Source organism: Pedobacter sp. P26, assembly GCF_050632135.1.
GTDB lineage: Bacteria > Bacteroidota > Bacteroidia > Sphingobacteriales > Sphingobacteriaceae > Pedobacter.
Map to the genome: position 1 here is coordinate 2,665,022 of NZ_CP192574.1, position 13,175 is coordinate 2,678,196.

The following is a 13,175-nucleotide window of genomic DNA, read 5'->3' on the forward strand; positions in this document are numbered from 1 at the left end:
CTTTTTTTGTTACACGAGGAAGCGAAAATAATATATTTTTAATGCTCTGTATCAAAATTTGTTACAAGCGGTAAATATCGTAGTTTTACCGAATTAAGTTGCCACAAACTTTTTTATTCATGAAGAAAAACAAACTCACGCTTTTTATTTTTATAGCGCTGATTGCAGGGATTGCATTGGGGTATATTTTAAACGTAAATTCCATCAATGTTTATAATCAGAATATCCTGAATGCGGATGCAAAGGTTAAAAGTATAGAAGTAAACATTGCAAAATCGACCGATACGACAAGTGTTGCTTACACACAGCTAAAGGCTGAAAAAAAGGCCAATTCCAAAATTAAAAAAGAAAATGAAGACATTAGGGAGAAAAAGTTAGAATATTTTACGCTCTTGAGCGATATTTTTCTCCGTCTGATTAAAATGATTGTAGCCCCATTGGTATTCACCACGCTGGTTGTTGGCGTAGCTAAAGTTGGCGACATTAAAGCGGTCGGTCGTATTGGCGGTAAAACATTGGGCTGGTTTCTAGCCATGTCGTTAATGTCGCTGGTACTGGGGATGATTCTGGTGAACCTATTCGAGCCTGGAAGGCACATGAAATTATCATTACCCGATCATTTGGTGAATACAGGCATCCAGAAAGCCGCCATGAGCGTTAAAGATTTTATTGCCCATGTTTTCCCGAAAAGTATTGCCGAATCAATGGCGAATAATGAAATTTTACAGATTGTGGTATTTTCATTGTTTTTTGGTGTGGCAACGGCCGCAATTGGTGATTTAGGCCAGGTGGTAATTAAAACTTTTGATGCCATTGCACATGTGATCTTAAAAATGACCGGTTATGTGATGAATTTTGCACCATTGGCCGTTTTTGGTGCCATGACGGCAATCATAGCTAAGCAAGGACTTAATGTTTTGAATACTTATGCCATATTCATTGGCGAGTTTTACCTCGGATTGGGGATTTTATGGTGCGTGTTGATCTTTTTAGGCTTTTTGGTGCTGAAAAAACGCATATTCCGCTTAGTAAACGATATGAAGGAACCAGCCATTCTGGCTTTCAGTACCGCAAGTAGCGAAGCCGCTTATCCAAAAACCATGATGCTTTTAGAGCGTTTTGGTTGTAAGGATAAAATTGTAAGTTTCGTTTTACCATTGGGTTATTCATTTAACCTGGATGGTTCAATGATGTATATGACTTTTGCTTCTCTGTTTATCGCGCAGGCCTATGGTATTCATTTAGGTTTTGAGCAGCAAATTTCGATGTTGTTAATCCTGATGTTAACTAGTAAAGGGATTGCTGGTGTGCCAAGAGCATCGCTGGTAGTTATTGCCGGAACCATTGCCAGTTTCAATATTCCCGAAGCAGGTTTAGCCTTATTAATCGGTATCGATCCTTTATTGGATATGGGCCGTTCAGCAACCAATGTAGTGGGTAACAGTATTGCAACCGCTGTTGTAAGTAAGTGGGAAGGGGAACTTAAAGAGTCGGAAGTCTAGAGTCATCAGTTCTGAGTCTGTTTTTAATATTCAATTATTCACTCATTCAATAACGCTCTGATTCAATCATTCAAAATTCATTCATTCAATTAATAATACAAAAAGTGTCAAGCAGAGGAAAAAAATATTTTTAGCCATTACCATCATCGTGCCGATGATCATTTATTGTTACATCTATTACAAACCAATCATTCAGAATGCCCCCTTTAGAAAAAACGATTTTGTCTCAATGGAATATAAATGGGGGATAAAAGATTCCTTAGAGAACCATTACAATTCTGCAACTGGCGATTACCAGTATGTTAATGGTGCCGATTCTGTAATTAAGAAGAAAATCTTTTTAAAGAATGACGATATTCTTTACATGCATGGCAAAGCCAATGAAATTGGACTTTGGAATTTTCCGGATACTATTGGTAAGAAAAGCGAAAAATCAAGCAAAGTACCACGCTACGATTTGCTGTTTAAATACAAAGAAAAAACAAAGCATGTAGTGATTTATGGCGATTTTGATGGCAATCCCAAATTATTAGATGCAGCAGTACAGATGCGCAAAGTTATTGATCAAACCTTACTGGAGGCCGAAAAAAGAAGCGGAAAATAAGTGAGTTTGGAGTTAAGAGTTTCGCGTTTGGAGTCAATCCAATCGATTCCCCTCGATTTGTCACCCTGAGCGGAGTCGAATGGTATTTAGTTTAGAGCTGGACGTTTGGCATCAGTTAACCGGTTTAACAATTAAACAGTTTGCTAATTTTTTATTTAGGATCTTTTCGTATATTTACGATATATTCGTAAGTATGGAAAAATTAACTTTGCAGGAAGAAGAAGCGATGCTGGCTGTTTGGCAGATTGGAAAAGGTTTTATCAAAGATTTTATGGACATGCTGCCCGAGCCTAAGCCACCCTATACCACCCTGGCATCAACAGTTAAGAATCTGGAACGCAAGGGTTATCTGGTAAGCGAACGTTTTGCCAATGCCAATCGCTATAGTGCCAAGGTTAAAGAAACAGAGTATAAAAAGCGCTTTATGAGCGGTTTCGTAAATAGTTATTTTCAAAGTTCGTATAAGGAACTGGTTGCTTTTTTCGCAAAAGATAAAAAAATCAGTGCCGAAGAGCTTAAGGAGATTATAAATTTGATTGAAAACCCTGAAAAGTAAATGCCATGCCACATTTCTTTATCATTCTCCTAAAGATTAATCTGGTGCTGATTTTGTTTTCGGCCACCTACTACCTGGTGTTGCGGAGGTTAACTTTCTACTCCATCAACAGGATGTTTCTGCTGTTTGGGATTCTGTTTTCTTCAGCTTACCCATTTATTAACCTCACCGAATTTTTTGCTGACCGGAAAGCAGTTCCGGCCTTTGTACCCCGATTAAATCAACAAGTAAGTCAACTGGTGCAGCAAGATGCTGTTTCGGTATTCTGGCAGGTATTAACCTTGCTTTTTTATGTGGGCGTGCTAGTAATGGCCTTAAGGTTATTGATCCAGTTTATCTCGCTTTACAAAATGCATAAAAATTCTTCGCCCGATCGCCTGGCTGATTATAAGGTGAGGATATTGAATGATCAGGTGAGTCCCTTTAGTTTTTGGCAAACCATTTATATTAACCCCAGACTGCATAAAAGGCAGGATTTAAATAATATCCTCGAGCACGAAAAAGTGCATGTAGAAGAGTGGCATACGGTAGATATTATCCTGGCCGAAATTTGCGTGGTTTTTATTGGTTTAATCCTGGTGTTTGGCTGATGAAAAAGCTGTACGCGAAAACATCGAATTTATTACAGATGCTAAGATCTTAAAAAAAGGAATCGATAAAAAAGCCTACCAGTACAGTTTATTAGATGTGGGTACTTTACAGCCATCAGTAGCTATTGTTAATAATTTTAACCTGTCTGATCTTAAGAAACGGATTAAAATGATGAACGCCAAACGTTCATCGAAGGTGAATTTAACACGGTATTTATTTGTATTGCCGATATTGCTTTGCGTTACCCTGGCATTTACCATCGACAAAAAGGAGGTTAAAAAACATTTTGCACCTTTAAGTAAAATGGTGAATGAGGTTTTACCAGAAAAGGTACCCGAAATGCAGGAAAAAACCAAAGCGGTTTTAAAACCAAAAGCAAAAAAGAAAATATCGATCGGTACGCTGAAAGAACCGGACACGGTTAACAAAATGACTTTCATTATCAAAAGCATAACCAATGGAGTAGATTCTTCGAGAAGATCGGTTGAGGATATGTTAAAAGGCTTAGGTAAGAAAGTGAAGATCATGAGCTTTAAAACGGACGGTGATTTTAAAGGAAAAACTTTTGTGCAGCACTTTAACTTTACAGATACGGTAAAATCGGATCATAAAAATATCGAGGTAAAAGTTTTAACTAAACATGGTGGAGACCTGCAAGAACTGCCGATGCCAGGAAAAAAGGGGTAGGCTATATGTATACCATAAAATCAACCGCAACAATCTCTGATGCAAAAGATGGAAATCAGCCAGATGCCAATGGAATAATGATTGCAGAAAGTACATCGTATTTTCTGAATGGAAATAAGATTACAAAAGAAGAACTGGACAAACTGAACCTGAATAAAGTTTCTGATATGAAAATTGATAGAAATAATCAGACTATTCAGATTACAACAAAACCGTAATTTCCCGCAGTTGCCGTCATTTCAAGCGGAGCACAGCGTAGCCGGGAGCCGCAATTGATCACCGAAACTAAATCAACTATAGCTATCTCTCCTGAAGGTTTGGGACTGCGCTACAGGAGATGACTATTAGATGATTTGAATTTAGTAAAATCGTCTTTAGACGCAGTGGAGAAATCTTTAACCTTGGCTTAAAGCGTCTTTAAAAGATCTCTCCATTCCGCTGCGCTTCAGTCGAGATGACGATCCCGGTACTTAAAAACTAAAAGTCGCCTTTAACATCGCTACCCTACCCGGAATATAATATGTTCCCGTGGTAAGTGAATTTGCTGAAAGGTAAACCGCATTAAAGCTTTTGATATTAGCCAGGTTGGTAACGCCAAATTCAAAATCTGTTTTCATTTTCAGGTACTTGTATTTGATATTCATATCCGCAAAAAGATACTTTAAATTGGGTTGTGTAGATTGATGTGTAAATAAATGTTCGGCCGATAGATTTATGTATACATTTCTGAAAGTGGTAATGGCCAGGGTAGACTGCTGCCTGAGCTGCTGAAAATTCGTTTTGATGGCGTCGGCCACTTTAGCTTTATTATCGGTAACCGAAAAATTTGCCAGGTAAGACCAATTGATAAAGTTGGTGAGTTTTGCTTCTATTCCAAGTTTGTAAGAAATGGTTTGTGCATTAAATGCAAAAAGTTCGTTGTTTTGTAATTGATCATATTGGCTCTGTGAAAAACTAATACCTCCACTTACTGTGCTTTTCAGCACAAAAAGGTATTTGCTGGCATTTGCATTAAAAAATAGGGTGCGGATGTGGTTGCTCAATGGCAGTACCACCCTTTGCTGGATGTTATTACTTAAACTGTACGAAGAAATGGTGTTCAGTTGGGCATCACTGTAATTAGCAGTTAAATTTACAAATAACATCTGCATAGCTTTTCTGAAATTAAACCCTGCGCCAACGTTATGAGTTTTAGATTCCGAAATGGGGGCATTATTGGCAAAAAGAGACCGATAGTTTTTTAATACTGTGCCCCGGTAAACATCATCTATTCCTCCTAAATCGTTTCGGAAGCTATAATTTGCTGTCACATAATTTTCAACGCTGGTTTGATATTTGATATTCAGAGAAGGGTTTAGAAACAATTTATTCAGGCGCTTATCCAATTGATTGATGTCATCACTGTATTTAATCAGATTATAACTTAAAGGCAAGCTTAATCCAGCTTTTAATTTATCGTTGGTAAATTCGTAGGTGGCATCGGTATATATCTTGGTTTTTAGCCAATCTAGATCATTTACGGTATTGCCAGATACGAGTTCGGTTTGCTGGTTGTTCTGTGTGCGGTAAAGTTCCGAATTGAGCTTTTGCTGCTGCACATTAAAACCTGCCTTATACATTTGAACGAAATGTTTGTTTACAAAAGCAAAAGAAGCATAGTTATTGGTGTACCAGGTTGGTATTTTGATATACTGGCTTAAACCAAGATAACTGTTACCATTGTTTAAAATATCAGCATTAAGACCCGGTGTTATGTTTAAGTTTTCTGGCTGTGTAGTGCGGTTTAAATAGGAGTACATGTTAATTATATCTTCTGACTTTAGCTTTTTACGGTAATTGAACTCGTTCGAAATATCTAGTGTTTCCTGCCGCAGTACCTGATTAGCCGCCACGTTATTGATTACAAAACCCGAAGAAGTTTTAAAAGGCGCATAATCGAGTACAAAATTATTGTTCAGGTAGTATTTTTCTGCATTTCCGTTCAGGTTAAATTGCGTCCTTAATTTTTGTGGATTAATAGCATTGTTCTGCGATTCTGAATAGCTGATGGTCTGGTCTGAAAGATAGGTCTGTGAAAATTTATTGTACTGCTGATTGCGCTGATCGTACAGGTACGAAAGGTTTGCCCTTAACTGCAGATCCTGGTTAAACTTGTATAGATTATTTAAGTTCAGTAATCCTGCCTTATTAAAAAGGTACCTGCTTTGTGGCAAGGAGGGCACTCCCGCGGCTCCAGTAGAAAGCAGGTCGCCTGGTCTGTCATTATCCAGCTTTTTTAAGTAATCAGACAGGTTGTGCGAGGTAAGATCAATACCCGGGTCATTGCCAATGTTATTACCTTTTATGTTATTGATAAATTTGAGCTTTTTATTAAAAAGCATGGCCGTCAGGTTTTCATCAAAACGCGCTGGCATACCCGCGCCAACAGTGGCATCACCCATTACTTTAAGCTTGGCTTCGTCTTTAAGCACCAGATTAAGTGCTACATCATCGCTCATGTTGTTTTTACGCATCATTTTAATCGGCTGATCATTCTGGATCACCTGTACCTTATCTACCGCGTCCTGTGGAATACTTTTGGTGCCAATATTATACTTATCATCCAAAAGGTTATCACCGTCTACATAAAGGCTGGAAATGGATTTTCCGTTATAACTGATTTTTCCATCTTCAGCGACTTCTATCCCTGGCATTTTTTTAAGTACGTCACCAATGCTTCTGTCCTGTTTATCGGCGAAATCAGATGGCTTGTAATTTAAGGTATCACCTCTTGCCGTTAGAGACGGACGGTTTTTTACCGTTACAGTTTCTAAGGCTGTTTCGTTGTTCTGCAAAACGAGGTCGTAACTTTTGTTCACGTCTGTAATCACCGTGCTCAGTTTTTTATACCCAATGCTCGAGGCCTCTATTTTATAGTTATTAATCTGATCGTTTTTTATTAAGATGCTAAATTCACCATTGCGATTAGTTCTTGTAAAATTGATTACATTTCCCTCAGGATCCTTTAAAATTACGTTAACAGATTCTATACCTTTTCCATCGGTATCTTTAACGGAACCTTTAATCGGTTTTTGGGCAAAAACTGAAAAAGCTGCCAGCAGAAGCCAGCAAGTTAAAACGAGCTTTCTCATTTTTTGTCTTCAATTTCAACCGGGTTATTAACTTCATCCTTAGCTACTGTTGTACTGGTCTGGCGTGGTGCCTGGTTGGTTTTGAACGAACCTTGCATACCACTTGCGGCCATTTGTGCCTGCATAAAACCTTGAGGGTCCTTATCCCGTGCAGCTTTAAGCTTATCCAGCTCCTTGCGGGTAGTTTTTATGGCATCAGTTGGTAACTTAATTTCGGGTCCGAGGTAGCTTGTGCTCACATCTATGCCTACAATTTTTACCGCACCTATACCGCCGCTCTGTGCTGCTATTTTAACTTCGCCATCAGAGTTTGATGTAGCATCCGTATCTTTTACATATTCAAGTCCGGCAAATTCAAATTTTACGTCTTTTTTATCGTCGTAAGCTTCTATGATTAAACCAGGTAAGCCATTTAATTTCCACGGGCCACTTTGAAACGGAATTTCGGTCGCAAACCAGGCTGTCCAGTTGCGGCCTTTAAAATGCGCAGTTGCTTTTTGGCAGGCAACCCCAGAAAAGCTCATTGTATCTTTTAATATCTTCCAGTCAATTGCTGTAGCGGGTTCTTCAATCAGGTAATTATTAAACAGGCGCTCTTTAGTAATCATTTTATGCTCATTCGCAAAAAAGAAATAGTCTTCCTGGGTAAGGGGGACTTTCGTTTCGCTTTTTAACTTCAATTTTTAAGTTGCCGTTACCCGCTTGGTTCTTAATCTGTTCCTGTATCTGCTTTTGCATGTTTAGTGTTTGGTTCAGCTTATCGTAACTGGTAAAAACCGAAGCATTTTTACCAGTAACCAATAGCATGTTCTCCACTTTAGGTTTATCTCTTTCGGTGGTATCTCTCACATGGGTAAAAGTATAACGCACCCTGGCCAGTGCTTTATCTGGTTCCTGGGCTTTGGCTGAAAGTAAAATGGCCGTAGCCAAACAGGTAGTTAAAATTCGTTTCATAATATTGGATTTAGGTTTATTTAATTTTCGTAAATCTACGAAATATTCGTAATAACAAATTGATTTAACATTTTTTAACGAAAAGGAGATGGAAGAGGTAGAATGGGATGATAGGTAATGGGAGGGTAACGTATTTTATTCGCGAAGATACATAGACACATAATTCTTTTCGATATGCCATCTGAGCGGAGTTGAAGGACCAATATGAAGCTTGAATAGTACAGGACAAATATTTTTACGGGTTGGAAATGAGCGGCTTGTGGTTTTTGGCTGTCTTCAGTCCTGCTTTACGCTTTACTCCGTTGCACTTCGTGTTCGCTCCAATCAGGTTTAGGTACAAGGGTTCCTGCAGACTGAAACCCCGGAAATGAAGTGCTGTTTTGGTCCAATAGCCCCGGTTGAAGTGTTACCCTGCCGCAACGAGGTACGAGGAAGCGAAGCGTATAAGCGTAAAACGGGAAGAAACTTAGTTGTTTTGCACTGGCTCTGCGCTCCAATATAAGTGCTCGCTGCAATAGGCAATAGGGTGGGCTTAGTCTGGGAATTATTGAACTATGATTTTCGAAAAGTGCAATTAATATAGTCATCAAATCGATCTTGAAATCCTTAAATCTTCCTAATCCTGATCCTGTATAATGTCAAAGAAAAATATTTTCGATATCTATTTGTGTGTTAATTGAATTTGTTCTATATTTGCACCTCGTTAAATAAAAATTAAAAAACTAATATTTAAACAATGTACGCAATAGTAAATATAGCAGGGCAGCAATTTAAAGTTGCTAAAGACCAGCACCTTTTTGTACACAGATTACAAGGAGATGAAGGCGCTAGTATTGAATTTGATAATGTATTGTTGGTTGACAACGGTGGTGCAATTACTGTAGGTGCTCCTGCAGTTAAAGGTGCTAAAGTTTCAGCTAAGATCGTATCTCATTTAAAAGGTGACAAAGTAATTATTTTCCACAAAAAACGTAGAAAAGGTTACAAAAAGAAAAATGGTCACCGTCAGTTTTTCACTAAGATTCAGATCTCTGATATCACTCTATAATTAATTGTTAACCCAATAATTCGCTTTTTAGCGAGTTACAAAATATAAAATCATGGCACACAAAAAAGGAGCCGGTAGTTCGAAAAACGGACGTGAATCGCATAGTAAGCGTTTAGGTATTAAAATTTTCGGTGGGCAATTAGCTATCGCTGGAAACATTTTAGTACGTCAACGTGGAACAAAACACCATCCTGATAAAGGTGTTGGTATTGGTAGAGACCACACTTTATTTGCTTTAGTTGATGGTACCGTAATTTTCAGAAAGAAACAAGATAACAAATCTTATGTTTCTATCCTTCCTATCACTGAAGCTGAAATCGAAGCAGCAGTAGCGAAAGCACCAGTTGCTAAAAAAGCGGTTGCAGAGAAAGAAGTTGTAGCTGAAGAAGTTGAAGCAGCTCCGGTTGCTAAAAAAGCACCTGCTAAAAAAGCAGCTAAAAAAGACGAAACTACTGAAGAAGCTGCACCTGCAGAATAATTAGTATCAAAGTTATAAAGGAGAGTCCCGATGCAAATCGGGACTTTTTTTGTTGGTTGGGTTCATTACTCCATGGTTGATAGCCATAATGTTTACAGCAATCGCTTAAATCTTAATTTTTCTTAATTTCTTAATGGTCATAATCTGAAAATTGCTTAATTATTTAAAGCGGTTAATTGTTGTCAACGTCCAAGCTATCTACCGGCCCTTCGACTCCGCTCAGGGTGACATATTGAGGGGTTCGGTTGATCGACTCCAATAGAATGATCGTCATCTCCATTATAGCGCAGCGAAATGTAGAGATCTATCTAGACAGATTTAGCTTCGCTGGGCACTCTGTGGTTCTTGACTGCGTTGCACTCCGCCTGAAATGACGATGGCTTGAGGAAGCTATATACTTAAGCTTTTATTTCATTTATATTAATTTTTATATAATAATTCCGCCTCAGGATGGCACATCTAGGAAAATCGATCATTAGACTTCGGACTCCAGACTGCCGACTCAGGACTAACATGTTAAACCCTGTTAAATAACAAAAATTAACATTTCCAACCACTAGATTTGGGTATTAATTTAAAAATTAGTCCAAATGAATCTGAAGAAAATATCCTTATTAATTTTATCGCTTATTTCCGGCCGGTTATTGTATGGGCAGGAGGTAGAAGAAAATATCCGCATGGTAAAGCCATTTAAGGCCGATGGTGTGGCAAACGAATGGAACGAGCCTCTTAACCAATACAACGATGCTACCAAACTAGCCTTTGCCTTGGCTAACGACGATAAAAATTTGTATATCATTATAGAATCATTAGATCCTCAGACTACTTTTAGTGTGTTAAGAGGTGGTATTACTTTAAATATTAATACAGCAGGAAAAAAGAAGGATGGGATGAAGTTAACTTTTCCGCTGATGGAAAGACCACCAATGCAGAAAGAAGGAGAAGAGCATCATGAGCATACTGCTTTACCTCCTGATAAAGAGATGCATGATCAGGTGATGATGAATAAAAGTATTAGGGTTGCAGGATTTAAAAATATTCCTGATGGTGAATTGCCAGCAATAAATCAAGATGGTATTGAAACGGGAATGAGCATTCATCCAAACAGAGATCTGATTTATGAACTGAGCATTCCATTGGCGCAACTACAGGTCGGTCTGGATCTTAAAAAACCACTTGTTTACAATATTTAAATAAATGAACCTGGTAAATCCGGTTTCAAAAGAGAAGGTACTCCTGAAGGAGGAAACAGAAGTGTGGGAAGATCTGGAGGTGGAGGTAGAGGAGGAATGGGAGGTGGTGGCATGGGCAGAAGTGGCCGTGGCGGTATGGGTGGCGGAGGAAAAATGGGTGGCGGCCAAAGACCAATGCAAGGTGGCAAATCAGCTGATTTTTGGATTAAATATAAATTGGTGAAAGCTTAAGGAAATATAGGAAGTACGTCATCTTGACTGAAGCGCAGCGAAATGGAGAGATATTTAGATATAGATTTCTCGGCTTAGTTGCTCTTCGCTCGAAATGACGAATACCTTAATTAATGCTCTCTTGCCATTAACTGATCAGTAAGTGTTAAGAGGTTTGATTTTCTTTCTTCACTCACACTAATCTGCGCAAATAAAGCCAAAGCTTTATCTCGGTAATGGTTCATGTGTTCTTTTGCAATATCCTGAATATCTAAAGTATCGTATACCTGACGAACGGTATCTACTTTTTCTTGTGCGTTAAATTCTTTATATGAGGTCCAGGTATCTAATGAAGCACGGGTTTCGCCTTCTGCCAATTCAAAAGCTTTTAACAATAAAAAGGTTTTCTTATTGGCAATAATATCACCACCAACCTGCTTACCAAATTTTTCCGGATCAGCATAAACATCTAAAATATCATCCTGTAACTGAAATGCAATTCCAATATTTTCACCAAACTGATAAATCAGGTCAGCATCTTTTTCTGAAGCGCCAGCAATAATAGCCCCCAATTTTAATGCACCCCCTAATAATACAGCCGTTTTTAGCCTGATCATGTTGATGTATTCGTCGATGCTTACGTCACCACGTCCTTCAAATTCCATATCTAGCTGCTGGCCCTCGCAAACACCCTGTGCAGTAGCATTAAAAGTGTCCAATGCATCTTTAAGGAAGATCGGATTTACTTTGGCCAGGTTTTTATTGGCTTCTACCATCATTACATCGCCACTTAAAATAGCCACGTTAGTGCTCCATTTTTCGTGTACGGTAGCCTGGCCTCTGCGCAATGGCGCATTATCCATAATATCATCATGCACCAAGGTAAAATTATGGAAAATCTCAATGGCCATGGCTGCATGAACTGATTGGTTTGCATCCCCGCCAAACAATTCGGTAGCCATAAGTACCAAAAGCGGTCTTACCCGTTTTCCACCCAGGTTAATAATATAAGTAATCGGATCGTAAAGCTGTTTAGGGTGATCCGGAAGTCTTAAATTTTGTATTGCAGTATATAAAATTTGCTGTAATTGTTCTGTAGTATGCATTGACTAATTTATTGTTGAGGCCTCCTCTAAAATTTTTATGGCCTCCTCTTCTTTTGCAGTTCTTTTAATAGTAGGATTCGATCTCCAAAAATCGGCATTATAAACCATATTTTGTGTCGTTTTTACATCATTGGTTTTATTTTGGATTTGTTTTAAATCTTTATTATAAGTATTGCTATAATCCATCACATATAAAGTACTATATAGTTCGAGGTTTTTTGTACCTAAGCCGAGTACCGCCATTCTACTTTTTAATGTCAGCACTGAAAAATCCAAAATGCTTTTATTCTCGCTGTTAAGGGAGTATTGTGAAATTAAATTTGCCTCTTTTAGTTTTGCCCCTAATACACCTTTACTTGTTAAACCGAAATTTTTTATGGTACCATCGATTTTTAAAACGTTATAGGTTTCAGTATTTAAATAATAATCCCCTTCAAAATATGCCTTTTCATATTTAACTTTTAATTTACAACTGATTATTGCAATTTCATCATCGCCAGATTTAAATGTGCTTTTAATTTTGAAAGTATATAGCGAATCTAACTTGGAGGATAATGGTTTCGCATAATAACTATTGGATAGATAACCAGATAGGGCAAATACCGAAAAACTCAAGTTTGAATAAGAAACATGGCTGTCATTTTTTAGATACCTGCTTTCGGTAGGTAACCACTTTATAAGTGAGTAGTTTTTCCAATCTGCATTAAAAAATATTTCGTTTAAATAGACTGGCCGGTCAGCTTCATAAGCAATCTGGCGAAAAAAGCTTTGGCGTAGTAAGATTCATCAACAATTTTTATGGCTTTTGTATAAGCACTTTTCATTAACGAAAGTGCATGATTACCTACAACAACTTCTTCGAGGTTTTGTACAATAGCTTTTAATTTTAGATTTAAAATGATATCGTTTGCTTTAATTTTTATGGGTTGATAACTGATATGTGAAATCGTTAAATCACAAGGCAGCGAGCTTACGGCAAGTTCAAATTCCCCGTTTTCATTACTGATGGTTTTATGTTTTGCGTCGGCTTGAACGGTTACATAGGCTACTCCGTCGTTAGATAATTCATCAGTAATTTTTCCCTTTATCGTTTGAGCCAATAATAAATTGGGCAA

16 protein-coding genes are annotated in these 13,175 nt (G+C 38.0%); 10 read left to right on the plus strand and 6 right to left on the minus strand.

The genetic code is table 11. From position 1 onward, the window contains the following. Positions 1–119: 119 nt before the first annotated feature. The 6 genes from ACQ86H_RS12345 to ACQ86H_RS12370 all read left to right on the plus strand — a co-directional run bounded on the left by ACQ86H_RS12345 (position 120) and on the right by ACQ86H_RS12370 (position 4,158). Entirely contained in the window at positions 120–1,502 is a 1,383-nt protein-coding gene (locus ACQ86H_RS12345; protein ID WP_138821653.1) for a dicarboxylate/amino acid:cation symporter, read from the plus strand. Positions 1,503–1,731: 229 nt separating this feature from the next. Next, positions 1,732–2,106 carry a hypothetical protein gene (locus ACQ86H_RS12350; RefSeq protein WP_431295028.1) on the plus strand — a complete coding sequence of 125 codons (375 nt, stop codon included), beginning with the start codon at positions 1,732–1,734 and terminating at the stop codon, positions 2,104–2,106. A gap of 193 nt (positions 2,107–2,299) precedes the next feature. After that, positions 2,300–2,662 (plus strand): BlaI/MecI/CopY family transcriptional regulator, encoded by a 363-nt coding sequence (locus ACQ86H_RS12355; RefSeq protein WP_431295029.1) that lies wholly within the window; start codon positions 2,300–2,302, stop codon positions 2,660–2,662. Positions 2,663–2,667: 5 nt separating this feature from the next. Next, positions 2,668–3,252: a hypothetical protein gene (locus ACQ86H_RS12360; RefSeq protein WP_431295030.1), complete on the plus strand. Its 585-nt coding sequence runs from the start codon at positions 2,668–2,670 to the stop codon at positions 3,250–3,252. After that, positions 3,245–3,940 (plus strand): hypothetical protein, encoded by a 696-nt coding sequence (locus ACQ86H_RS12365; protein WP_431295031.1) that lies wholly within the window; start codon positions 3,245–3,247, stop codon positions 3,938–3,940. Before ACQ86H_RS12360 ends, ACQ86H_RS12365 begins: the two co-directional genes overlap by 8 nt. Positions 3,941–3,945: 5 nt before the next feature. Then, positions 3,946–4,158, plus strand: a complete 213-nt coding sequence (locus ACQ86H_RS12370; protein ID WP_431295032.1) for a hypothetical protein — start codon at positions 3,946–3,948, stop codon at positions 4,156–4,158. 252 nt (positions 4,159–4,410) lie between these two features. Here the strand turns inward: ACQ86H_RS12370 and ACQ86H_RS12375 are convergent, their stop codons facing one another. Genes ACQ86H_RS12375 through ACQ86H_RS12385 form a run of 3 tightly spaced genes read right to left on the minus strand, consistent with a single transcriptional unit; the run spans position 4,411 to position 8,025 of the window. Continuing rightward, positions 4,411–7,071, minus strand: coding sequence for a carboxypeptidase regulatory-like domain-containing protein (locus ACQ86H_RS12375; protein ID WP_431295033.1), 2,661 nt, complete (start codon positions 7,069–7,071; stop codon positions 4,411–4,413). Further along, positions 7,068–7,679: a GLPGLI family protein gene (locus ACQ86H_RS12380; protein WP_431295034.1), complete on the minus strand. Its 612-nt coding sequence runs from the start codon at positions 7,677–7,679 to the stop codon at positions 7,068–7,070. The genes ACQ86H_RS12375 and ACQ86H_RS12380 overlap by 4 nt, the downstream gene beginning before the upstream one ends. Positions 7,680–7,686: 7 nt before the next feature. Further along, on the minus strand, positions 7,687–8,025 hold the full coding sequence (locus ACQ86H_RS12385; protein WP_431295035.1) for a hypothetical protein: 339 nt from the start codon (positions 8,023–8,025) through the stop codon (positions 7,687–7,689). 736 nt (positions 8,026–8,761) lie between these two features. Here ACQ86H_RS12385 and rplU point away from each other — a divergent pair. The 4 genes from rplU (at position 8,762) to ACQ86H_RS12405 (ending at position 10,975) form a co-directional block, all read left to right on the plus strand. Then, the gene (rplU, locus tag ACQ86H_RS12390) at positions 8,762–9,073 is read left to right on the plus strand and encodes a 50S ribosomal protein L21 (protein WP_025146774.1); all 312 of its coding nucleotides are present in this window, start codon (positions 8,762–8,764) and stop codon (positions 9,071–9,073) included. 52 nt (positions 9,074–9,125) lie between these two features. Further along, positions 9,126–9,551 (plus strand): 50S ribosomal protein L27, encoded by a 426-nt coding sequence (rpmA, locus tag ACQ86H_RS12395; RefSeq protein ID WP_431295036.1) that lies wholly within the window; start codon positions 9,126–9,128, stop codon positions 9,549–9,551. 590 nt (positions 9,552–10,141) lie between these two features. Beyond that, complete coding sequence (locus tag ACQ86H_RS12400; RefSeq protein ID WP_431295037.1) at positions 10,142–10,744, plus strand: hypothetical protein; 603 nt, start codon at positions 10,142–10,144, stop codon at positions 10,742–10,744. Between the two features lie 63 nt (positions 10,745–10,807). Continuing rightward, positions 10,808–10,975, plus strand: a complete 168-nt coding sequence (locus tag ACQ86H_RS12405) for a hypothetical protein (protein WP_431295038.1) — start codon at positions 10,808–10,810, stop codon at positions 10,973–10,975. Between the two features lie 110 nt (positions 10,976–11,085). Here the strand turns inward: ACQ86H_RS12405 and ACQ86H_RS12410 are convergent, their stop codons facing one another. The 3 genes from ACQ86H_RS12410 to ACQ86H_RS12420 form a co-directional block, all read right to left on the minus strand. Beyond that, positions 11,086–12,060, minus strand: coding sequence for a polyprenyl synthetase family protein (locus ACQ86H_RS12410; protein ID WP_138821646.1), 975 nt, complete (start codon positions 12,058–12,060; stop codon positions 11,086–11,088). A 3-nt stretch (positions 12,061–12,063) separates the two neighbouring features. Beyond that, positions 12,064–12,675, minus strand: coding sequence for a hypothetical protein (locus ACQ86H_RS12415; RefSeq protein ID WP_431295039.1), 612 nt, complete (start codon positions 12,673–12,675; stop codon positions 12,064–12,066). Between the two features lie 104 nt (positions 12,676–12,779). Beyond that, positions 12,780–13,175 (minus strand): carboxypeptidase-like regulatory domain-containing protein, encoded by a 396-nt coding sequence (locus tag ACQ86H_RS12420; protein ID WP_431295040.1) that lies wholly within the window; start codon positions 13,173–13,175, stop codon positions 12,780–12,782.